The following is a 22,458-nucleotide window of genomic DNA, read 5'->3' on the forward strand; positions in this document are numbered from 1 at the left end:
TATGCTGACCTTACCCCGCCGAGTACACCATTCGTAAGTTAGTGGGCTCGCCGGTTTTCGGTTGATGCAGTTGCCGGAATTGGTCCGGCGCCAGTTGCCCCAGGGCACTATGCGGACGCACCGAGTTGTAGTCGGTGCGCCACGCTTCGATTCGCCCGCGCGCATCGTCGAGACTGACGAACGCATGCTGATTCAAACATTCTTCCCGCAGTCGGCCGTTGAAACTCTCGATGTGAGCGTTCTCCACCGGTTTGCCGGGCCGAATGAACTGCAGTTTTACGCCGTGCTCGTGCGCCCAAGCGTCGAGCGCCTTGCTGACGAACTCCGGGCCATTGTCCACCTGAATCAGATGGGGGCGCCGTCCTCGTTGCCGCAACTGCTCGAGCACACGCGCCACGCGAACACCCGTCAGCGAGAAGTCGACCTCGATGTGCGGACACTCCCGGTTCCACGTATCGATGATGGTCAACATTCGAATGCGTCGACCATGCACCAGCGCGTCCGCAACAAAGTCCATTGACCAGCTTTCGTCGGCGCCATTGGGTGTCGACATGACCACGCGCAAATGACTCGGACGCTTCTTTCGCCGTTTCAGGCGAAGCGATAGACCTTCTGCGCGGTACAGTCGCTCAGTGCGCTTGTGGTTCTGGACCAGGCCTTCTCTGCGTAGCAAGACGTGCAGGCGGGGCGAGCCAAACCGTGGCCGCTGCTGTGCCAGTTCGCGCAGCCGCTGCCGCACTTCGTGGTCAGCGTCTGGTGGGGCCGGCCGCCGGAACGTCCGGCGATTCAGACCAATCAGCGCGCACGCCCGGCGCTCCGAATAGTCGTGCTGTTCAATCACCTGCTGCACGACTTCCCGGCGCTGCGCGGGCGAACTCACTTTTTTCCGAGAACGTCCTTCAGAACTTGGATGTCCAGCGCCTGGTCTGCCACCAACCGCTTGAGCCGCTGGTTTTCCTCTTCCAGTTGCCGCAATCGTCGTGCTTCCGATACATCCATGCCGCCGTAGCGGCTACGCCAGTTATAGAACGTCGCGTCCGATATGCCGTGCTTGCGGCACAGGTCTGCGACCTTCATGCCTGCATCGGCTTCCTTCAGCACCCCGATAATCTGCTCTTCACTGAACCGCGATTTCTTCATGACAAGGTTTCTCCTGCGGCCTTGCCACTAACTTTACAGTGGGATACTTCAGAGGGGAAAGGTCAATACAACCGGAAACGGCATCATTCGAGCCTGGCGGATCAGACACCGGATGAGGCATACTTCGCGACGCTGCCTGCGATTAAATCGACAGCATTATCGCCTCGGCCGCTCCATTTAAAAATCTCAGAAGACTGTCCAAACGAGCGAGGCCACCTCTGTCGGCCAATAGAGCATCAACGGTCACGTACATTTTCTTTCGGAAGGCCGCCCCGATTGGCGCTTCGGACTATGCCCTCGCGCCAATCGGGGCAACATCAAAAATTCAACCACTGTCAGATTTAGTCTAGTCCACCGCAGTTGACGTCAATCCGTTGCAGCTGGCTCCGGTATAGCAACCGCCGATGCGTTGAGTAGAATCGGATATTCGTTCGCATTTTCGCCGAGTCATCATCTGACAGTACCCTCACGACTTTGGCTGGCGCGCCGAGAATCAACGCGCGCTCTGGAAATATCCTGCCGGCCGGCACGACGGCACCGGCCCCAACCAAGCATTCACGTCCGATCACGGCGCCATCAAGCACCACCGCCTGGATGCCGATCAGCGAACCTTCGCCAATTGTGCAGCCATGCAACACGGCTTGATGGCCAACCGTGACCATCTCAGCAATCTTCAGAGGCCGGCCAACGTCAGTGTGTAGTACGGCGCCGTCCTGAATATTGCTGCCTCGTCCCACGATAATTCGTTCGGTATCGCCGCGTAGTGTTGCACCAAACCACACGCTCGAATTTTCATCCAAATGAACGTTACCGATTACCGCTGCCGTGTCCGCTACGAAAACGCTTTTGTGTACTGTTGGGGAGAATTCTCCCAGCTTGTAGATAGCCATCGTTTTTCTCTCGCTGTCAGGCATACTTTCGTTTAGGCGAAGCCGACAGGTTACGCGGCATCTCGAACATATTTCTCACCTGCTCTGCAGTTTTCACATCGATGCCCTTGGCAGTCAAATCCTGACGAAGTTTGCGCACCTGTTCCCACGTGCCTCGAGCTTTGCGAACACCGCCCGGAACGCAGGTGTCGAATACATTCAACCCATCCTCCAGTCCGATCCGCACACCATCTAAGCGCAGGCATAATGCAAGATCGGCGAGCATGATCTGCAACGGACCGGGTAGCAGGAGCGAGATTTTCGACGAGGAGAAGCAATTGCGGAGCCGATTCACAACGGGATCCAGTTGTGCGGCGGCCAGGTCCACGGCCCGGTGTTGACTCCCTGCATCGCCTGCGGCCAGATACCGGCCGATTTCCTTGCGAATGTCAGGTGCGATGAGCGAATCGTCTTCAAGTTCGCCAGTGATGGGATCGCGACGATACTGATCGACGCCTGCGACCAGCATGAACAGAACGGGGCAGCCAGTCGCCTCAAGCAGCTCCTGGTATAAGGTTGTCGCATTGTCGACGATGGTATGATTAAAGACTTCCACTTCGGGGCGTGTGCCAACGCGCTGAAAATGCTCGAACTGTGCAGCTAGAAAATCTGGTGCATTGTCATAACCGCCCCCGGTATGGAACAACACCGCGGCAGGGCTGAGCGAGGCCATTTCCGGGGGCGCGCCATCGCAGTACGGTTTCAAATGCAAACGCCTCAACTCGCTGCGCGCGCCCTGGCGATCGCCTCGTACACTCGTTGACAGATTCAGAATGGCGGTTGCATCATTCTCTCTGATCATTGGCACAATTGCATCATACTGGTCCAGCACGATCTGATTACGCTGAGCGCCAACGGTAATTGTGCCAAGCCATGGAATGCTGACGTGTGTTTGGTCTGAAAGTTCTCGTGTATGCAAGTGAATAATTGCGGCCCCTTCGTTCAGGGAACGAAGTGATTCATCGGCGATTTCTTCGGGCGTGATAGGCAAATAAGGCGATCGGGCTTTTCCTGGTTGCCAGTATCCGGCGTCACAGATATGCCAGCCGGCATCGCTCATTTTCTTCAACATCGCCGGACATTCACTCCGAATCGAGTCAACCAGATTGGATGGTAGAAAAGTGTGGAGCTTTTCATGCGTCCAGATCAGGTCGCCGCTTTTCGTCACAATCCAGCCGTATGTGGTCAATTGCAGCACGATTCGTCGCACAAGATCGATTGATGGGATGTTTTCAAGCCACTCTCGTGGCACGACACCCATGTCGGACGAGGAGCACACAGGCGGATACCAGCTTGCGCCTTCCTGCAACCATCCAGCAGCCCCGATGGCCATGCGAGCCGCCGAGGGGTCCGGGCATTGCTTAAGCCAATCATCTGAGACCGTACAGCCGTGCCCAAATTGAACCAACAACCCGCCGGACGATGTGGACTCCCACCCATTGGCTTGCAATTTCTCAATGATTTGGTTTCGCATGGAATTATTAAGCAACCGATGAAGCAGATCAGTGGAAATGAAGGTCGGCTCGAGCGGAGCAAGCCATTTTGGAACGGCACCGGTCGGAGCTGCAGTGATATACATGGATGTCATGATTGATACCTCAAATAATTAAATGACTACGCCTAATAAAAATTAGCAAAAGCTATCCTAACCGATTCACCGGAAATTGCAAGCAAAATGAAATAGTGTAGAATGGTAATTTATAGGTTCATAAATTGAAATTATCTGGATGATTGGTGATTTTTTAAAAATGGTTTCGTGATCAGTTGAGTCTGTGGTCGGGCCTGCAAAACTATGCCGAGCCTGATGTGGCGAGAATTTATAAGCGACAGCGAGTCGTTGAACTCCCGGAAATAATGCCGATCTGAATCAGATTCAGGGAGTATGAGCACGCCGCGACGATCGACGATTTTTTCCGAAGCCGCCTGGACACGATGATCGATCTGCGCCACCCGATTGCGGTACTCGTGATGCCCCTGCCGTTGATGCCACTGTTCGCGCATTGCGATCGGGCAAGTGTGGCTACGGAAGCATTCGATCTGTTCGGGACGACGCCCAAGCTTGCCGGCGCCCGCGTTAGCTTGACCGATCAGCCGCGCCTGCCGATCCGACTGATGGCCGGGATGCGATACCTGAAGCACGCGTACGGCCTGTCGGACGGCCGTGTGCGAGCGGTGGACGGGGAACAACTACTGGCAGTATTTCTGCGGCGGTGACTATTTCCAGCCACGCTTGTCGTGCGGTCCGACGAATCTGGGGCGCTTTCGGCAGGCACTGGGCGAAGCCGGCGCCGAGGCGCTGCGGGCGACAACCATCGAGGTCGAGGTAGGCATGAAAACGGTCGCGTCGAACGAGTTCCCGTGCGCGATCGTCGATACGACAGCACAGAAATTGGCGATCGCGTGCACGTTGAAGCGCGCCGGCCGCCGGCGTTGCCGCCTGGACAGCAAGACTTCTTCGGCGAATGCGGCGAGCTCGAGCAGCTGGCCGAACAGTAAGAACGCACCACCCCAGGACTGCCACCATGCATCCACGCTGTATCGTCGAGGGCACCGGCCGCACGCGAATCCCGACTCGAACTGCCAACGATCAGGATGGACAGCGCTCGACTTGGCTCCGCTTGTTGCGGATCGGCGTAAAGGAGCCGGGGATGATCGGCTTAATGGCGCCATTGGAACCGGGGGGTGTTGATGGCGGTCTAGAACCGCGCTTAAACGGCGGCGCAATGTCGAGTAATTTGCTCAAGTACGAAGAGGCCGCGAGGGCCCCTTCGATGTGATGCGCTCGGCGCCGTTCAGAACGGCGGATCGCGTTTTCGCGTACGAACGTTTCGTGACGCGCGCAGTTCGCGCAACTGTTCGTGGAGCTGATCGCCGTAGAAGTCGGTAATCGTCGTGAGCAGATCATCAAGCAGCTTGAACACGGCCAGCGCCTGCTCAGGCGTCCAGTCGTCAGGCACGACGAACGGTAGACCGCGCCGGCGCCCCGATGGCAACAGCGGTGTGGGACTCATGATGTTGCCACCTTCTGCGCCGCGGGCCTGCGGGTTTTACGCTGCCGGGCCCGTGCCTCGTTGCGCTCGCGCGCTTCCTTGAGCCGGTACGACTCGCTCTCGATCGAGATCACCTCGGCGCGATGGACGAGGCGGTCCACCAACGACACCACACAGGCCGCGTTCGGGAACACGTCCGACCACTCCTTGAACGGCTTGTTGGTATCGTCACGATGGTCGAGCGCTTTTCGTATCGACGGCTGACGAGCTCGAACAGCAGGTCGGCGTGGCGGTTCGAGTATGAGAGATAGCCGACCTCGTTAATCACCAGGATGTCCGGCGTGGCATAGTGCTGCAAGCGTCGACGTAACGCCCAGTCGCTGTCCAGTGCCGCAAGTTCGCCGAGCATTTCGCTGGCCGACTTGAACAACACTGTGCGCCCTTGGATGAGCGCTTGGTGCGCCACGTTCTGCGCGAGCGTTGACTTGCCGACGCCGTTCGGGCCGATGAACACGACGTTGGTCGTGTCTTCGAGGAACGAGAGCGACATCAGTTCCTCGACGGCCACATGATCGATTCGCTTGGGCCAGTCCCGGTCGAAGTCGGGCAGGATCTTAAACTTGCCAAGCTTCGCGGCACGGATACGTCGCTGCAGCGAACGGTGCGTGCGCTCATCCTCTTCCCATTGGAGCAGCGGCGCGAGCCATGCGGAGCCGACCACCTTGAGCCAGTGTTCGACGAGGCCGTTCAGACGCAATGCCTTGGCGCGCAAACGCAGCATCTCATTGTTGTTCGGGGTTGACGCCATCCTTTTCCTCCCCAGTCAGTTGATCGTAGGTGTCGAGTCGATGAGGTTGCATGGGCGTATCCTTGCGCTGCACGTGCTCCGGCAGATTCATGGCAATGGGGGGCGGTGCGCCGCGCGCGGTGCGGCGGCGCTCTAGCGCGGCACGCACGGTGTTCGTATGGGGAGACCCCGCCCGTAGAGCGTCTTCGACGGCAGCCTGCAACTCAGCCGCACCATATCGGTCAAGCAAGCGCAGTAGCGAGGTCGTTAGCCCGCCGACGCTTGCGCCACGTTCGGCTGCGCGAATCAGCAAGAGCTCGCAGGCGGGTACCGCTCGGGTCAGGCTGTTGAGGCCGCGGTGTTGCCGGGCTTCGCGCTTGAACTGCTCAAGCGTCTTAAGGTGCTGCGGGTCTTCAATCTGTTCGGCCCGGTCGTAGCAGCGTCGATGGCTGGCGATCATCTCGGCGCCGTCGAACACTCGCACCTGGTTGAGGTCCGCACGAACCGTCAACGTGCGCCGTACATGGGTATGTGGGATCGTGTAATCGTTCAGGTCGAAGCGCACGTAAGGCGTCTTGCCGGCCTTGACGGCGAGTTGCTCTTCGACGGGATACGGGTTGTCGGGCAGCGACAGCAGCAGCGGCTGCCCCGGGGCAAACGCCTCGCGCACCGTCGTCGCGTGAGCCTCGGGGCAAGGCCGGTCGGCTGCTTGGGTTCGGCACCACCCAGTGATGAGCACCACCATACGCCTCCATTCCGATCAAGCATCGTGCTCGATTCGCGAAGTGCTCAAGGAACTGCGCTCGCTTGATCGGCTTGTTCACGATTTCGCCCGTTTCCTGATCAACGTAGTGGACCTGAAACACGGTTTTCGCAATGTCGCTTCCAACTGGCGTAGCATTCATCTGTGGGCCCTCCGGTTGCCGGGAAATGCGTGCGTTTTCCATCCGGGCACATCGATGCCGTTGGCCCGTGAGGATCCACCTTACTCTGTCCCCTACGTTCACGGGTGGGACGCGTTCATTTCATTGCTTACGTTTGTATTCGACCACGTCGATTTACTTGCATACCTACGATGTCAAGCAGGCACGGCAGTTCGGGCAGGCATTTACCGACTGAGTTACTCGCTCGCCACTTGAGCGAACAAGCAGATCGATGTTCACAATGTGAAATGGCGGAAATTTCTGGGGTTCCAGCGTAGCCCCCCCCTCTGGCACCGACGTCTTTGGCCCCATCCTCACCGCGCCAGGAATTACACGATTCACGCGCCAACATGCCTGGACCTCGCATATCCCACAACACCAATTCGGCCTCATAGCCTTTCGGCATAAGCCTTCCAGGATTGTTCGGGGCGGTCTTCCTACCAGCCTCATGGGACATTTTTTTGAATACCTCGGCTATTTATTTCACGAACTATTTTCACAATGTCACACGATCGATGGGATCGTTTCATAAAAATCATTAAAATTACCATTCTATTCCATTTCAATTGCCTTGCAATTTGGCTTAAATTTGTTAGTATCTCTCATGCAATTGCGAGTTAAATGGCAATCATTTTTATCGGAGGATCGTCAATGACGTCTATGTTTATCACTGCCGCGCCTATCGGTGCAGTTCCGAAGTGGCTTGACCCGTGCGAGCCAACCTTTATTCAATCAGACATACTCCAACGATTGCTTGATACGTCCGACGGCGATCAAATCATTGAAAAATTGCAATCCGATGGATGGGAGCTCGTGTCTCCCGGCGGTCTATTGATTCAGTTTGGGCATGGCCATCCGGTTTCTGACGATTTGCTTGAGCAGCTGTCGGATCCTCCGACGGCTCGAGCGGCCATCGAAACTGCTGGATGGCGGCAACGCGGTAAGATTTGGCACCCTCCCGATCCATCCATTTCTGAAACGATCGTCGTACCACGTGAGTGGCTTGATGAAATCTCATCGGTCGATCTTGCACGACGGCTTGTGCTGCAATTAACCACATACGGCTGGATTGCGACGGATAATGGAGATCTGATTTGGGAGCACACAAAACTCCATAGTTTTTTGCCACCAATACTGATTGACGCGATTCGCGTAGAATCCCCTTCCGTGCTGGAAAAGATGCGGACCGCCGGCTGGAAAATATGTGGCACCGGATACTGGCAACCGGGGAAGGCTCGGTCGCCGCATTTGCCGATTACAACAACATCGATTGTGGCCGAGTCGCTTCGTTCACTTGAGGAAGGAGCTGCCATTGTCCACTTGCACACACGCGAACTGGCAGACCGCACGAATGTCTACATTCCTTGGCTCGGTACGATTACCGTTGGGACCCAGCGCAATCAGATCGTATCGAACCAGTATGATGTCATCGTGCCTGCGATAAGGGAGAATAATGCGGCGGCAATTCTTAACTTGTCGACAAGCGTACGAGGCAATCGCGAAGGGGCACGCAGTGAATTGCGGCGCGCTCATTTGAAACCCTACGGCAATGGCAAGGCCCCGGAATTGGCCTAGTTAAGTCCAGCGCCAGTATTGTTCCATGGCGGGGGAGGTTATGACAATGCGCCGGATTTTCTGGCTGCTCAGTTCGAGCATCTTCAACTCGTTGGCACCCGTCCGGAGGTGGAAGTCTTTAACCACACAATCGTCGACAATGCGACGACCTTGTACCGAGAATTCTTTGAGGACGCAGGTACCCCTGTAATGTTCATGCTGGTAGCAGGTGTCGATCAGCATCACCGCGACCCGATCAGCGGAGAACTTGAAGACGACTCGTTGATTGCGCCAGATGTTCGAAAGGAAATCGGCCGGTGTCTGGCGGTAGGTGACTCTGATTGTCGACAACGTGCGGTTGAACTCGCAGCCTCACAACTCGATCCCGTCGTCAACCGACTCCGGGACTGTTTCCCTTCGTCGAAAATCTCCATCCTGCTGCCAGGTCCTTTGCATGCCATGCTGGCCGATCTCGCCCTGAGCCTGCGCCTTGACCGAGTGCGGATTGGTCTTGAGGACGGGTTGAATGTGTTTGATGCCTGTGTTCCAGGAGGTCTACGCAAAGCGCGGGGCACTTGGGAGCAGGTGCGCAAACTCCGCCAAGACTTGCTCGCCAGGGGCGTCGAGGTGAAAACCGCAGCACAAGTGAGAGACATGTTCGAGATGCCGTGTGGTCTGGCGGTTCAGCCAACACGAAAGTACGCTTGATACCGGGAGAAAAGATATGCCCATTTATCAACTGGGGGAGCATGTCCCAACAATACACGAAAGCGTATTTGTGGCAGACACGGCGGCCGTGATCGGTGACGTCCGACTCGAGGAACATTCGAGCGTGTGGTTCGGCGCAACGCTGCGAGGCAATACCGAGTCGATTTTTGTCGGCCGGGGAAGCAACATTCAGGACGGGGCCGTTCTACATACTGAGGTCGGTCGTCCATTAAGGATTGCTGCGATGGTCACGGTCGGCCACCAAGCGGTATTGCATGGTTGCACAATCGGAGAGGGTTCATTGATCGGCATTCAGGCAGTGGTGCTCGATGGCGCCATAATCGGACGTGGGTGCTTGGTGGGGGCCGGCTCAGTCGTGACTGCCGGCAAGGTATTACCAGACCGGTCGCTGATTCTCGGTGCACCGGCCAGAATAGCGCGGGTTCTGTCAGATGAAGACGTAGCAAAGCTGCAGGAGAACATTCGATTCTACGCAGCGCACCGGAGCTAATGTCGGAAGTGGTGTACGGCGGTGTGGAGCGGAATCGGCGGGAGGCGGTGGCGATTGCAGGAGAATGTTGCTTTCCAAGGTAACGAACCCAGCAACCAATCCACCACCATGGCGAAACGTAATCGGGAAGCGAACGACAGTCAAGCAACGGAAACAGAATTCAAGGGGCCCGTCGGCCTGGACGAGTTGATCCAGCAAGGCGCGCGGCAGATTATCCAGCAAGCGATCGAGGCGGAATTGAAGGCATTGCTCGAGCAATATTCGAACGTGAAGACGCTGGACGGCCGGCGGGCGATCGTGCGCAACGGCTATCTGCCTGAGCGAGACGTTGTCACGGCAATCGGACCGGTAACGGTCCAGGTGCCGAAGGTCCGCGATCGCTCGGGCTCGGGGGTAAAGTTCAACTCGGAGATCGTGCCGCCCTACGTGCGCAAGTCGCCGCGTGTGTCGTCGGCGCTGCCGTGGCTGTATCTGCGCGGCGTCTCGACCGGCGACATGAGCGAAGCGCTCAGCGTATTGCTCGGCGACCAGGCGAAAGGCCTGTCGGCAAATACCGTCATTCGTCTCAAAGCGATCTGGGCGGACGAATTCGCGCAATGGAACAATCGGGACTTGTCGGCGGCCCGCTGGGTCTACTGGTGGGCCGACGGCATTCATACTGGGGCGCGCAGCGAGGATTCCGACGGGCAATGTCTGCTGGTGATCATCGGCGTGAAGCCAGACGGCAGCAAGGAACGCGTCGCGCTCGCCGACGGCTACCGCGAGTCGAAGGATTCGTGGGTCGAGCTACTGCTCGATCTGAAGGCTCGCGGTCTACAAGCCGGCCCACTGCTAGCCGTCGGCGACGGCGCGATGGGCTTGTGGGCGGCACTCGAGGAAGTGTTCCCGCAGACGCGGCACCAGCGCTGCTGGTTTCACAAGATCGGCAACGTGCTCAACGCGTTGCCGAAGTCGCAGCAGGGCAAGGCCAAGGCCGCGCTCGCGGAGATCTGGAACGCCGCGACGCGCGCCGATGCGATCGTCGCCTACGATCAGTTCGTCGCGACCTATACGGCCAAATATCCGAAAGCTGTCGAGAAGGTCACGAAGGATCGCGACGAGCTGCTCGCGTTTTACGACTTCCCGGCCGAGCACTGGCAGCATGTGCGCACGACGAATCCGATCGAGTCGACCTTCGCGACGGTCCGCCACCGCACGACCCGCACGCGAAACTGTCTGTCGCGCGCGACCTTCCTCGGCATGGCCTTCAAGCTCATCGAAGCAGCAGAGGAATCATGGCGCCGCATTCGCGGTGTCGACAAAATCGAACAGATCTTGAACGGCGTGCCCTTCAAGGACGGAACACCGGTGACCGAGAGCACACCGGCTCCTGCTCAACCGCTTGCCGCTTGATCATGCTGCTCGACTGTCGTACACCACATTTGACATTAGCTCAGCGCACCGGCGACCACTGTACCGAGATAAATTGTGTCGAATTGACGCGTCTATATGTAATGCGGAGAGAGGTATGAGGTTACGCCACGAACTGCAGTACGATTGGGAGGGGCGCCATGCCTCAAAAGCTTGACATCTCCGAGATTCGCCTCTTGTCTTCGGTAAGCGCGATATGATCACCGAAATGCACGATACATACGTATTGGCTATGCAACCAACGTTGCGCGAGGCCCCTAAAGCAGTGCCGGAGCAGTATTGAGCGTGCTCAAACAGTGCGCGATTGGTGTGGCCTCGGCTTCCAGATAGTTGACCATGCGACGGCTAGACACAAGTGTGCTGGCCGTCGCTCTCAACCAACCTTACCGCTTCAGTCTTGAATTCCTTCGTGTATTGAACGAATCCAGCTGGCGCTTTTCTTCGTACACAGAAAATTATCCAACTTTTTTCTGTGCGCGAAACCAAGACAGCGTCAATTGTCAGCGAATCCCCGGATCGTTCGGGAGACCACTGGATGCTTGCTCTTTGATTGGCGCAAACAGCCTTGGCTGCACGCCCGGATGCGCTTTACCTAGTCTAGATGTTTTGCTTGACAGTACACTCTGACCGAATGAACGTCGGTTTGCCATGCAACTATATCAAGCTCGAGCGTACCAGGAGCGCGTCTTGCGAACGCAGGTGGTCTGCAGGCGGGATTCTTGGAACGAAAAGTGCAAATAATAAAGGAAATAAATTCGTACTGCGAAAAATCGATTTATTTTCATAAAGCGAAATCAAATATATTTGTATAGAATCAAATTTCCCCCTCCTCCTCGCTCGCGCAAGAATTAAATTGCGCAATAATTAACCAGCAACGACGCTCCCTTGTCATTAATAACCAATTATCCTGTTCGTTCATATATCCATAATGCGGACCAGTAAATCATGAAAACTATCAAGCGAAGTCTCTCCGTCGCCACCTATGGCATACTATGTTCAGTTCTCCCCGTACACGCGGTCGTCGTTACGCCCCCTGGCCCAAGCGCGATGCCTATGCCCTTTATCGCGACGGGACCAGCCACGGTCAGCAAAGCGGGGATTCCCATTAGCTGCAACATTGTATTTACAGGCAGTATTGATGGTGGTGGAAAAGTGTTAATCACCAGTGCTACCTTCAATGGCTCATCGCTTTGCAAAACAATTAAGGCGAACGCGAGTGCAAATGCCCCATGGTCAGGTCAAGTTGATAGCCCAGCTCAATTGACGATTGATAATGTGATGGTTAGCGTTAACGTACCGCTCGTCGGTGGGCAGTGTGGCCCTAGTAAAATCACCGCGCAGATTCGCGATTCCGACAATGAGACGAGCGTCGGTCTGAATAATGTCAACCTTTCGGGAGACTGCGGGATCACTGGCTCTCTGGTCACCAGCCCGTATATGCATATTGCACCCTGAGGCACGGGATGGCACCACCAGATCAAAAACCTTCTACGGAGGCAGAATTTGGACTCAGTTATCATTGGGCAGAGAGGCTGCATGGGGATGCTCCGGACTCCCGCCAGGGTCAACGAGCCGGTGTAGAGAGGTTGATAGCGATGGACATTTGCGGTCGACATTTGTTGTAGAAGTGGCACCACCGTTCGATGAACGCCTTGGGCTCGACTCGGCGGTGGACCCATTCTAAAGTCGACAACTTGTCACCTAGCCTCCTCGACAAGGTAATTTTTTCAAGAGCTGATTGACGCAATGAAGTGCGAACCGACAGCGACTTCTCGCGGCCAGCTGCATAACCTTGAAGTAAATTTCGACACCTTAGTCTGACCGAATGAATGTCAGTTTTCCGTATAGCCGAATGGGTTGCAACAGCGTCAGGACACGTACTGAGAATTGAGGCTGACATCGCCCTCGCCTGCTAGACGTTTTTGGGTATATTTATCGATCACATCGCACCTTCGAAGCGCGGCTGTCAAACCTCTGGTCATAGGCGAAGTCGCAGTGCCAGACTGATTTGGGTTGGGTCGTTCCGAGCAAGTGAACGCTGTCGCCGCAGCGATGAGGTCGAGAACACCGTCTCGGAATATATAGGACACGGCGCCCCATATTGGGCGTAAAAGCGATCCGCCGAACGCCAATCATACTGACATCCGATGATAGCCAATGCGTGGACTTACCTGGGATGCTGCAACCAGTTGTTCACCCAAGCCGTGGTTTTCCCCATCGACTTGTGCGTGCAGATTGCTACCCGACGGCTCAACCCAAATGTAACAGCATGCCTTGCGTTGCGGAACTCCTGCCGAGTCGAGGGCGCTTGCAGAGCCCCGCGCGGACCCGTGAGGCCTCTATTTCACGGCCATCAGTCGTTCTCGGCGGCGTGAGTGCAATTTGTCGTCTATCGGTTTTTGCAGCGTGAACTTCTTCGTCAAGAACTCAAGCCTTGAGCGTGTGCTCGTCGGCACGACAGTGATAGAGCAGGCGATGGTCCATCCGACCGATTCGCGTTTGCGTGAGCGCTGCCAGGAGCATCTGGTGAAGGCGGCCCCCCCTGCGCGGTCTGAAATTGCGGCAGAACTACAACCGTGAGGCGCCGCGTCTGGCGAGCCAGATCGACTGCTACAAGCATGTGAAGCAATACAAGCGGATGAAGAAGGCGTTGCGGACTTTGCGTTCGCGCGTGGGCCGTGTGATGTGCGACGTCGAAAGGCAACACGATGGCGTCGTGTCTGAAAGCCGCTCGGCACTGGAAGAACTGACCGGTCAGTTCGAAGCGAATTCTGTCGCAGAAGCAAAAGATCAAGAACAAGCTGTATGCGCTGCACGCACCGGAAGTCGAGTGTCTGGCGAAGGGCAAGGCACGCAAAACCGTACGAGTGCGGCGTGAAGGTGTCGATCACGGCGACGCACAAGGAAGGGTTGGTGGCGGGCGCGCGCTCGATGCCAGGCAACCCGTACGACGGCCATACGCGAGTTGAAGCACTGGAACACTGCAGCGATCCTGAGCGACGCCCAACCGGAGATCGCCCATCGACCGCGGGTACAAGGGTGCCGCCATCGACGGCGTGAGACCTATCACCCGGGTTTGCGACGAGGCATCAGGCGCGGCCTGCGGGCGATGATGCGGCGTTGAAGCGCGATTGGGCTGGCCATCGGGCACATGAAGGCCGACGGCAAGCTCGATCGAAACTGACTCGAGGGCGGGCTGGGAGACGCAATTCACGCAGTGCTGTGTGGCGCCGGCCACAATCTGCGGATGATGCTGCGCAAGCTGCGGCTTTTTTTACATTTTACACCCTGATTCTTGTCACTTTGCTCAACTTCAAAATCGCTACGTTGTCGCCGGCGTGAGCCTATCTGCACGACAAAACGAATTGTTCAGGGTCGACTATTTAGCAAGTTGTAGAACTCCGTCATGGAAATTCTGATAGAAGTTATATTCTAACCAGCTCCATCACCGCCCACGGACGCCGCTCTCGCCAATGATCAATCTCCCACATCAGTCGCCGATGGGCGAATGAAACCTACGCCGGCGATGCGTGCAACAACCGATGTGCAAGAATGCGCGCTCCAATTTTCACCTCTTCGAGTCGATTTGCATTAGCTGCAACTCTGCGTGTAGCCGCCCGATCAAGCATACACACTGTCCTCGGGGTATCGATTTATCGCACCGCATCAACGCCAACCTGACCTCTGCGCTCGGCATCGGTTCAAGATAAAAACAAAAACATTTAAATGCAATTATTAGATTGTTTTTTTCAAAACATCAAATGGCTAGCCTTATTCTGCCAACATATAGCATTTTTCTCCGAATCATACATTTGATGGCAAATTCGCTTTAACATTCACACTCGGAAAGATATATAGATATCGGACACGACCTCGATGAATAGTCCCCCTGATTTTTCCGTGCCAGGCGATAGCTCCCGTTATTCGGCAACGCGTGCGCGGGCCCGTCATACTTGGCAGATCGGCATCCTATTGCAAGATAATTTTCCGCTCGTCGAGGTGAGCAACGTGGCTGAGGTCTTCGATCTCGCGAACCGCTTCCTTGCACCCGCCCCGCAGTCGTATTTTTTGAACTGGCTGTCGGCAGATGGCGGTGCTATACCGTCGCGCTCCGGCATGTGTACCTCAACAGAACGTGTTGACTCACATCATGTCGGACGCTTCGATATCCTTTTCATAGTCAGTGGCGCGTCGCATGCACTCGCCGCCGCCGAAGCGAGTGATTGGCAACACCTACTTGCTCTCCCGGACGTTCGCCTTGCCACGAATCACAACAGCCTCGCACTTTTCGCGCTTCCGGCGACACCTAGTGCTGATGCAACTTCACAAGCGATTTCGTTAGTGCGGCGTACGGCAAACGCGAGACTAGCTGCACGTATAGCACGGCAGCTCGCGGACGCCCATCCTGCACACAACGCGGACGTATGGATCGACGTGCCGCCACTTGGGATCAGCGAATCGATTCGGGCGCTCGCACGCCGGATGCGCGAGGATTGCGCGCAACGCCTGTCGATCCCCGAAGCCGCACACATGGTCTCGATGAGCGAACGAAACTTCGTGCGGCACTTCAAGGTGGAAATCGGTTTGCCACCGGCAGAGTATTTGCTACGGGCACGCCTCGATCTTGCCTGCTCGCTGCTCGCCGATTCGGACCTGCCGGTCGATAAGATCGCACGACGCGTCGGGTTCCGTTGCGGTGATCGCCTCGCAAAACTGTTCCGTCAGCGCTTTTCGATGTCACCCACTGAGTATCGCGTCGTGGCGCGTCGGCGTCTCGCCGGTGTGTGCCCGCTCACTACCTTGGAGGGAACCGAATGATGCCCACCTTTTCTCAACTCGCCGACGTCTTCTTGATCCTCCTTGCTGCGTCGGGCGCCCATCAGATGAGATTCGATTCAGCGGGCGACTTCACCGATCTACAGGCCGTCTTGGTTGGCTCTGCGGTCGCGCTATCACTGGTCATTTTCCCGCTTTTCGGAGTTTATCGCTCGTGGCGGAGCAAACCAGTATTTGCGTCGCTGCTCAACATGATTTGCGCATGGGCGGCCGTCCAGGCGACCAACGTCACGCTCGTCTTTTTGACGCGAGAGTCCGCCTTGGTATCTCGGGGGTGGTTTGTGCTGTGGAGCCTCTTGTCGATCATCGGGCTGCTGACTCGTATCATGCTGAGCAATCGGCGCAGTATTAGCCATCAGGGGCGCAAGGTCGCAATCGTCGCCGGCGATACTGAGATCCGCCGGATGGTCAAGCGAATCCTGCTCGCCCAGCACGCGGGCTTTACGCCAACGATCGTGTTCGACACGCACGATCACCAAAATGCAAATGTGCTTGGCGTGCCCGTTACTCAGCGACTCGACCAGTTCGTCGCCACGGTGCGCCGCGAGCAGGTGCCGGAAGTATGGATTGTAGGGCGGCCAAGCGAGGTACAGCCGGTTGAGTGGTTCGTCGAGACGTTTCAACACGATTTCGTCAACATCCGATTCTTCCCCGATCTTGCTCGTCTCGCGTTCGGCGACGCCGGTGCAGTCGATCTGCTTGGCGTGCCAGCAATCAACATCGTGACTTCGCCAGTCAACCGTCTACAGATCGTGCAGAAGGATATCTTTGACCGGCTAACCGCCTCGTTCGCGCTAGTCGCGCTCGCGCCGGTGTTGGCCGCAATCGCGATCGCCGTGAAGCTCTCTTCATCCGGCCCCGTGTTGTTCCGTCAACGCAGGATGGGTGTTGACGGCGTCGCCTTCACGATCTACAAATTCCGTACGATGGTTGTCCATCACGAAGCGGATGGGCGGATCACGCAGGCGATACGGTGCGATCCACGCATCACACGGGTCGGCGCATTCCTGCGGCGCACAAGCCTCGACGAACTGCCACAGTTCATCAACGTGCTGCGCGGCGAAATGTCAATTGTCGGACCGCGCCCGCATGCGATTGAGCACGACGAGTTCTACAAGAATCTCGTCAGGCACTACATGTATCGCTACCGCATCAAGCCAGGCATCACCGGCTGGGCGCAAGTCAACGGCCTGCGGGGGGAAACCCGGCAAGTCCAGCATATGGCGGATCGCGTCGCACTCGACCTGTACTACATCCGCAACTGGACTTTCTGGCTTGACCTGAAGATCGTATTTCTGACGATCCTCAAGGGATACCGTGACTCCAGCGCCTATTGACCCAGTCGGTACCGATCGCCGCCACCTTGTTCGTCCCTGGCGGAAGCCTAGCGCGGCCGGCATGGCCGTCTTTCCCACTTACGTTTGAATTGTACGATGCCGTTTTCAATCTCCGGGACTGCACGCCGGTGCCTTCTTCTGTCGATACTGTGCTGCTTGTCCGGCTGCATGTTCGCGCCCGGTATGAAGTTCGATGCGAGTGCGCTCCCGGGCGCTCCGATCGCCGTAACCGAACTCGATCCGACAAGTGTCGCGCAAATCGATACGCTCAATGAAAATGTGCTCGCCAAACGCTGCGAGTCCGACGGACTTGCGGGTACTGGCGAGCTATACCGGATTGGGCCAGCCGATGTCATCTCGATCATTGTTTGGGATCACCCTGAACTCGTTATACCTAACCTCACCTACGAGATCGGCGCGCCGAGCGGAACACAGCCGCAGAGCATAGGCATGTCAAGCCAGCGCCTGCCAGGCTATGTCGTAAGTGACGATGGAATCCTGCAGTTTCCGTACGTGAAGCGCTTCCGGATAGGTGGACTAACGGAGATCGAGGCGCAACAGCAACTCGAGGCCGCACTTGAGCCATACATTCATGATCCGCAAATCTCGCTGCGCGTTATCGGGTATCGAAGCAAGAAGATTTACGTGAATGGTGAGGTTCGCACGCCCGGGGTAAAGCCCATCACTGACGTACCGATGACGCTCGCGCAGGCGCTTCACGAAGCAGATGGTGTACTCAGCACCGGCGATGCTAGCCGAATGACGCTGCTGCGAGACGGCCGGCGCTATGGCATCTGTCTGCCCGAATATACTGCGCGCGGTTTGAACGCAAACCGCATTCCACTTATCGACGGTGACGTGCTCCGTGTGCCGCCGCAAAGTGACTTCAACGCATTCGTGCTCGGCGAGGTGTTGCGGCCCGGTGCCGTCAAGTTCCGCTCAGATGGCCGTCTAACGCTGTCGCAAGCGCTCGGCATGGCGCAGCCGAACCAGGACACCAGTGACCCATCGCAGATCTACCTAGTGCGTCCTCCCGAGAATATCCGCGAGCTGCGCGATATCAGCAAAGATCCGCTCGCGCGCGGCCGTCCGGTCGATGCCGAGGTGTATCACTTGAACGCGAAGTCCCCTCAGGGGTTCGCCCTGGCACAGCTGATCGAGCTACGGCCAGACGACGTCGTCTACGTCGACGCGCCTGGCATCGTGCGCTGGAACCGCGTGATAGCACAGATCCTGGGTGGAACAACAGCAGCCTACAACGTCCAAAATGCGGCGAAGGGGGGGTGGTGGTGATCGGCACGATTCTAGTTGTATGTCATGCGAACGTCTGTCGCAGCCCACTGGCCGAGGCTCTGTTGCGACGCGCACTACCGCGTGTCCGGCTCAGCTCGGCCGGCATCGCCGCGCGGAGCGGCGCGCCTGCGGCGCCGCTCGCACGCGATGTGGCTCGCGCACGCGGACTCGACCTGTCCACGCACCGCTCCCAGGCGCTGACCCAAGATACATGTGCGCAAGCCGACTTGATCCTTGTAATGGAAACCGCCCAACGTCGTTACCTCGAATTGCACTATCCGTTCGCGCGCGGTCGCGTGTTCAATCTTGCGGCACCGGGCGTCGGCCCGCCCGACGTCACCGACCCGTATGGCGAGCCACCCGAGGCGTTTGTGGCGTGCCTGGATCATCTCGAACGTTGTGTTGTGTACTGGCGTGATCAGATCGATGCATCTGCCACCCACGCGAATGATCGCTAAACACTAGTCTTCCGTTTCGCCGTCTCGGACGGTACGCGCTCCTTTATCACCATGTCATCTACTGACGCCACATCTGACGACCGTTACAACGAACTCGACCTCGTCGGCACGTTGGACATCCTGCTCGCTCATCGTCGCCGGATCATCGCAGCAATGCTTGTCGGCCTGATTCTCGGTGTGCTTGGTGCATTGCTGCTGCCGCCCCGCTACCAAGCCGACATGATGATTCAGGTCGAGAGCAGCCCGGATGGTACCGTCGCGAACAACTTTGTCTCCGACGTATCCGCGCTCTTCGACGTGAAGTCCTCTGCTGCCGCCGAGGCACAGATAGTCGCGTCGCGGTTTGTCGTCACGCGTTCAGTGGATCACGTCCGACAGTTCATCGACGTCCGACCCAAGCGCTTCCCATTGATCGGTGAGCCACTCGCGCGAGTGTTCGGCCGTGTGCCGCCGCCTGCCTTTATTGGCCTCGGCGGCTATGCGTGGGGTACAGAAAGTGCAGACGTCACGCGCTTCGATGTACCCGTCGTACTGGAGGACGAACGCTTCATACTGACGACTCCATCGCTGGGCACCTGGTTGCTGAGCGGCCCCGGCATCGACACGCCAATTAAGGGTCGCGTCGGCACACCGGTAACCATCGCGTCGACGTATGGCGAATTGGTCCTTGATGTTGCCGGCTTCCAGTCTCCGCCCGGCACGCGCTTCACGCTTGTGCGTCGATCACGCAGCCAGACTATCAGTGATGTGCAGACCGCGCTGACGGTGCAGGAACGCGTGAAGCAATCGGGCGTCGTTGTTGCGACACTGACGGGCGACGATCCCGGCCGTGTCGAGCGTCTGCTTGGCGAGATCGGTCGCCAATACGCGGCGCAGAATGTCGCACGAAAATCGGCCGACGCCGCGCAATCACTCGCGTTCCTCGAGAAGCAGTTGCCAACAATGAAACACCAGTTACAGGAAGCCGAAGAACGCCTCACCGCAGTACGCAATCAGAACGGCACCATCGATCTGCCCGAGGAGGCACGTCTCAGCCTGCAGCAAGGCGCACAGGCGCGCACGCAGCTCTTGCTCCTCCAGCAAAAACGCGACGAGCTAACGACACGCTTTAACGCACGTCATCCAAGCCTGATCGCGCTGGACCGTCAGATCGGCGCGCTGCGCGCAGAGCAGGCAACGGTCGACGTCCAGATTAAGCGCCTGCCCAATCTGCAGCAGGACATTGCGCGCCTGACGCTCGATGTCCGTGTGCACACCGATCTCTACACTGCTCTGCTCAATAACGTGCAACAGCTCCAGCTCGTCAAGGCAGGCCAGGTCGGCAACGTGCGAGTTGTAGATTTTCCAGTTGTCCCGGACGAACCAATTCGACCCAATAAGCTGATTGTGATTGTCGGCGCGACGCTTGCTGGCTGCGTGCTCGGCATCACGTTCGCGTTTGCGCGCGATTTGCTGTTTGGCGGCATCACTGGTCCGGACGAGCTCGAGCGTGCCGTGCCACTGACTGTCTACGCCGTCGTGCCCTCCGCGCCGGCACAACGTCGACTCCATCGCCGCATTACGGAGATGGTGGGCGGCCCACATCTTCTAGCCACCGAAGTCCCCGCGGATCCTGCGGTCGAGAGTCTGCGCAGTTTACGCACCGCTCTGCTCTTCACGCGGCCGGCCGCGAGCAGCAAGATCTTGCTTGTCACGAGCCCGGAGCCGGGTGCCGGCAAGTCATTCGTGCTCGCCAATCTCGCCGCCGTGCTGGGCGGCAGCGGCCACCGCGTCGCTGTGATCGACGCCGATCTACGGCGTGGCTATTTGAACCAATACTTCGGGCTACCGCGAGCGCCTGGTCTCGCCGAGGTTCTGGCGGGTACGGCGTCGCTCGACAGCGTACTGCGCCGCGAAGTGGCACAGCACGTCGATTTGCTGACCACGGGCGCGTTGCCAGCGAATCCCGACGTGCTGCTGCTCAGCGAACAGCTTGGCGTGCTGCTCGACGTACTGCGCGCGCGATACGACTATGTACTGATCGACGCGCCTCCCGTGCTCGCTGCCGCAGATGCGATCGTGATTGGCCGTCACGCGCACTCGGTGCTGCTGATCGCCCGCGCGGAACAAACTCGCGTCGGCGATGTGCGCGAAGCGCTGAAACGGATGCGGCATGGCGGTGTCACGCCCGTAGGCGCCGTGCTCAACGGGCTACTGCCACGTCTTGGCCGATACGGCGGCAAGTACGGCGACTATCGCTACACCCGATACGACAACAGCTCGCAAATTCGTCCAAACTGGATCCGGCGCATATTGCAAACCACCGCTCGATGGAGAAGATCATGACACTTCTGATGAAGGATCCTCATCCCGCCTCCGCATCGCCCCGCCAGATACCGTCCGACCGCCGCGATTTGTCAGGCATGAGACGTCCGCTGCGGGTTGCGCTCGTTGTCGAGGCGGCCGGTGGCGGCGTCGGCGTACATCTCGCCGACCTCATTGAGGGGCTTGCCGAAGCGGGTGTCGAACTTCACCTGATCGCGCCGACAAGTGAGCGCTTCGATTCAAACATCTTGACCCTGCGGACCGTAGGCCGCTGTGCATCGTTCGTGCGACTGCCCATGGAGCGTGCTGTGTCCTGGCGCGACGCCCGTGCGTATGCGCACCTGTTCCGCCACCTTTCACGAATCGCGCCCGACATTGTGCACAGCCATAGCTCGAAGGCGGGCGCACTCGCTCGCGCGTGCCGAGGGTCGTGGCGGCACGTATATACGCCGCACGCGCTATACACGCTGAACCCGCAGCTCACGCGCGGTCAGCGCCTCCTCTACGGCGGAATCGAGCGCGTGCTCGGCACGTGCCTGACCGACCGGTTGATCGCCGTGTCGATCGACGAAGCGTATCATGCGCGATACGCACTAAAACTGCCACTTGGTCTCACAACCGTTATCCACAATGGCATTCGTGACTTTGCGCGCCTGCCGCGCAGTGCTGCACGCAAAGCACTCGGGCTTTCGCCGAAAGGCTTCACAGTCTGCTTCGTTGGACGCTTCTCATTTCAGAAGGGCCTTGACCGCCTGATGGCAGCGTCCGACCTGCTCGCGCAGCGCTACGGCGACGCGATCGAAATCGCAGTAATCGGGAGCGGCGACCTCGCGCAAGCCGCCGCCCGCTCGGAAGCCGCGTATCCACCGAACCTGCGTCTGCTCGGCGAACTCCCCGATGCGCGCCGCTACTTCGGTGCTTTTGACCTGCTCGCATTGCCAAGCCGCTACGAGGGCTTCCCGTACGTCTACTTAGAAGCAATGGCCGCCCGCCTGCCAATCGTCACCACCCAAGTCGCGGGTGCTGCGGAACTGGTCATGGCCGAGCGGATCGGCGTCGTCGTCGCAAACAACGACGCCCCTGGGCCGCTCGCCGATGCGATTGGTGCGTTGCACGAAGACCATCACACACTTACGCGTCTGAGCACCAATTGCGCCCTCGCGATCGAGCGCTTTAGTGCCGCACGAATGGTGCGCCGCACGTTAAGCGTCTATCACGAAACCGTCTATGGCACCGGCTCCTAACCGCCTCGACCAAAGCGCGGTCATGGACAAAATC

General features: G+C 57.9%; 18 protein-coding genes and 3 pseudogenes. 12 read left to right on the top strand and 9 right to left on the bottom strand.

The features are described 5' to 3' along the window. Positions 1-10: 10 nt before the first annotated feature. The 9 genes and pseudogenes from FPJ27_RS14570 to FPJ27_RS14610 all read right to left on the bottom strand — a co-directional run. Positions 11-1,140 (bottom strand): IS3 family transposase gene (locus FPJ27_RS14570; protein WP_204421579.1). Its coding sequence is split into 2 segments (ribosomal slippage): positions 11-891 and positions 891-1,140, totalling 1,131 coding nucleotides; the frame shifts between segments, so codons are not numbered across the junction. Positions 1,141-1,481: 341 nt separating this feature from the next. After that, on the bottom strand, positions 1,482-2,030 hold the full coding sequence (locus FPJ27_RS14575) for a gamma carbonic anhydrase family protein (protein ID WP_204421580.1): 549 nt from the start codon (positions 2,028-2,030) through the stop codon (positions 1,482-1,484). A 16-nt stretch (positions 2,031-2,046) separates the two neighbouring features. Then, positions 2,047-3,657: a 3-keto-5-aminohexanoate cleavage protein gene (locus FPJ27_RS14580; RefSeq protein WP_204421581.1), complete on the bottom strand. Its 1,611-nt coding sequence runs from the start codon at positions 3,655-3,657 to the stop codon at positions 2,047-2,049. A gap of 131 nt (positions 3,658-3,788) precedes the next feature. Further along, on the bottom strand, positions 3,789-4,208 hold the full coding sequence (locus FPJ27_RS14585; RefSeq protein ID WP_204421582.1) for a hypothetical protein: 420 nt from the start codon (positions 4,206-4,208) through the stop codon (positions 3,789-3,791). Between the two features lie 75 nt (positions 4,209-4,283). Further along, entirely contained in the window at positions 4,284-4,601 is a 318-nt protein-coding gene (locus FPJ27_RS14590) for a hypothetical protein (protein WP_204421583.1), read from the bottom strand. A gap of 260 nt (positions 4,602-4,861) precedes the next feature. Next, entirely contained in the window at positions 4,862-5,080 is a 219-nt protein-coding gene (locus tag FPJ27_RS14595; protein WP_204421584.1) for a hypothetical protein, read from the bottom strand. Next, positions 5,077-5,867 (bottom strand): annotated as a pseudogene (gene istB, locus FPJ27_RS14600) (IS21-like element helper ATPase IstB). The gene FPJ27_RS14595 and the pseudogene istB overlap by 4 nt, the downstream one beginning before the upstream one ends. After that, positions 5,842-6,591 carry a hypothetical protein gene (locus tag FPJ27_RS14605; protein ID WP_239483319.1) on the bottom strand — a complete coding sequence of 250 codons (750 nt, stop codon included), beginning with the start codon at positions 6,589-6,591 and terminating at the stop codon, positions 5,842-5,844. Before FPJ27_RS14605 ends, istB begins: the two are co-directional and overlap by 26 nt. Beyond that, positions 6,572-6,751, bottom strand: a pseudogene (locus tag FPJ27_RS14610) (IS110 family transposase); the annotation flags it as partial. The pseudogene FPJ27_RS14610 and the gene FPJ27_RS14605, both read right to left, overlap by 20 nt. Positions 6,752-7,390: 639 nt before the next feature. Between FPJ27_RS14610 and FPJ27_RS36480 the strand changes: the two are divergent. The 12 genes and pseudogenes from FPJ27_RS36480 (at position 7,391) to FPJ27_RS14665 (ending at position 22,424) form a co-directional block, all read left to right on the top strand. Continuing rightward, positions 7,391-8,344: a 3-keto-5-aminohexanoate cleavage protein gene (locus FPJ27_RS36480; RefSeq protein WP_239483197.1), complete on the top strand. Its 954-nt coding sequence runs from the start codon at positions 7,391-7,393 to the stop codon at positions 8,342-8,344. 18 nt (positions 8,345-8,362) lie between these two features. Further along, entirely contained in the window at positions 8,363-9,031 is a 669-nt protein-coding gene (locus FPJ27_RS36485; protein ID WP_239483198.1) for a 3-keto-5-aminohexanoate cleavage protein, read from the top strand. A gap of 16 nt (positions 9,032-9,047) precedes the next feature. Continuing rightward, a complete protein-coding gene (locus FPJ27_RS14620) occupies positions 9,048-9,542 on the top strand; it encodes a gamma carbonic anhydrase family protein (RefSeq protein WP_204421585.1) in 495 nt (164 codons plus the stop codon). 108 nt (positions 9,543-9,650) lie between these two features. Then, a complete protein-coding gene (locus FPJ27_RS14625) occupies positions 9,651-10,934 on the top strand; it encodes an IS256 family transposase (protein ID WP_204420906.1) in 1,284 nt (427 codons plus the stop codon). Between the two features lie 963 nt (positions 10,935-11,897). Further along, positions 11,898-12,407, top strand: coding sequence for an activator protein (locus tag FPJ27_RS14630; RefSeq protein WP_204421586.1), 510 nt, complete (start codon positions 11,898-11,900; stop codon positions 12,405-12,407). 963 nt (positions 12,408-13,370) lie between these two features. Beyond that, positions 13,371-14,294, top strand: a pseudogene (locus tag FPJ27_RS14635) (IS5/IS1182 family transposase); the annotation flags it as partial. A 534-nt stretch (positions 14,295-14,828) separates the two neighbouring features. Beyond that, positions 14,829-15,770, top strand: a complete 942-nt coding sequence (locus FPJ27_RS14640) for a helix-turn-helix domain-containing protein (RefSeq protein ID WP_204421587.1) — start codon at positions 14,829-14,831, stop codon at positions 15,768-15,770. Further along, positions 15,767-17,125, top strand: coding sequence for an undecaprenyl-phosphate glucose phosphotransferase (locus FPJ27_RS14645; protein WP_204421588.1), 1,359 nt, complete (start codon positions 15,767-15,769; stop codon positions 17,123-17,125). Before FPJ27_RS14640 ends, FPJ27_RS14645 begins: the two co-directional genes overlap by 4 nt. A gap of 183 nt (positions 17,126-17,308) precedes the next feature. Beyond that, entirely contained in the window at positions 17,309-18,418 is a 1,110-nt protein-coding gene (locus tag FPJ27_RS14650; RefSeq protein WP_239483199.1) for a polysaccharide biosynthesis/export family protein, read from the top strand. Then, positions 18,415-18,876 carry a low molecular weight protein-tyrosine-phosphatase gene (locus FPJ27_RS14655; RefSeq protein WP_239483311.1) on the top strand — a complete coding sequence of 154 codons (462 nt, stop codon included), beginning with the start codon at positions 18,415-18,417 and terminating at the stop codon, positions 18,874-18,876. Before FPJ27_RS14650 ends, FPJ27_RS14655 begins: the two co-directional genes overlap by 4 nt. Before the next feature lie 51 nt (positions 18,877-18,927). Then, positions 18,928-21,201 carry a polysaccharide biosynthesis tyrosine autokinase gene (locus tag FPJ27_RS14660; RefSeq protein WP_204421591.1) on the top strand — a complete coding sequence of 758 codons (2,274 nt, stop codon included), beginning with the start codon at positions 18,928-18,930 and terminating at the stop codon, positions 21,199-21,201. Further along, positions 21,198-22,424: a glycosyltransferase gene (locus tag FPJ27_RS14665; protein WP_204421592.1), complete on the top strand. Its 1,227-nt coding sequence runs from the start codon at positions 21,198-21,200 to the stop codon at positions 22,422-22,424. The genes FPJ27_RS14660 and FPJ27_RS14665 overlap by 4 nt, the downstream gene beginning before the upstream one ends. The last annotated feature ends 34 nt before the right edge of the window (positions 22,425-22,458 follow it).

This window comes from Burkholderia sp. MS455 (assembly GCF_016899445.1).
GTDB classification, from domain to species: Bacteria; Pseudomonadota; Gammaproteobacteria; order Burkholderiales; family Burkholderiaceae; genus Burkholderia; species Burkholderia pyrrocinia_C.

Coding starts and splice junctions, on each gene's coding strand:
- FPJ27_RS14620 (WP_204421585.1), top strand. CDS start 9,048: ATGCCCATTTATCAACTGGGGGAGCATGTCCCAACAATACACGAAAGC.
- FPJ27_RS14575 (WP_204421580.1), bottom strand. CDS start 2,030: ATGGCTATCTACAAGCTGGGAGAATTCTCCCCAACAGTACACAAAAGC.
- FPJ27_RS14605 (WP_239483319.1), bottom strand. CDS start 6,591: ATGGTGGTGCTCATCACTGGGTGGTGCCGAACCCAAGCAGCCGACCGG.
- FPJ27_RS14645 (WP_204421588.1), top strand. CDS start 15,767: ATGATGCCCACCTTTTCTCAACTCGCCGACGTCTTCTTGATCCTCCTT.
- FPJ27_RS14625 (WP_204420906.1), top strand. CDS start 9,651: ATGGCGAAACGTAATCGGGAAGCGAACGACAGTCAAGCAACGGAAACA.
- FPJ27_RS14580 (WP_204421581.1), bottom strand. CDS start 3,657: ATGACATCCATGTATATCACTGCAGCTCCGACCGGTGCCGTTCCAAAA.
- FPJ27_RS14640 (WP_204421587.1), top strand. CDS start 14,829: ATGAATAGTCCCCCTGATTTTTCCGTGCCAGGCGATAGCTCCCGTTAT.
- FPJ27_RS14660 (WP_204421591.1), top strand. CDS start 18,928: ATGTCATCTACTGACGCCACATCTGACGACCGTTACAACGAACTCGAC.
- FPJ27_RS14630 (WP_204421586.1), top strand. CDS start 11,898: ATGAAAACTATCAAGCGAAGTCTCTCCGTCGCCACCTATGGCATACTA.
- FPJ27_RS14650 (WP_239483199.1), top strand. CDS start 17,309: ATGAAGTTCGATGCGAGTGCGCTCCCGGGCGCTCCGATCGCCGTAACC.
- FPJ27_RS36480 (WP_239483197.1), top strand. CDS start 7,391: ATGGCAATCATTTTTATCGGAGGATCGTCAATGACGTCTATGTTTATC.
- FPJ27_RS14665 (WP_204421592.1), top strand. CDS start 21,198: ATGACACTTCTGATGAAGGATCCTCATCCCGCCTCCGCATCGCCCCGC.
- FPJ27_RS14595 (WP_204421584.1), bottom strand. CDS start 5,080: ATGAGTCCCACACCGCTGTTGCCATCGGGGCGCCGGCGCGGTCTACCG.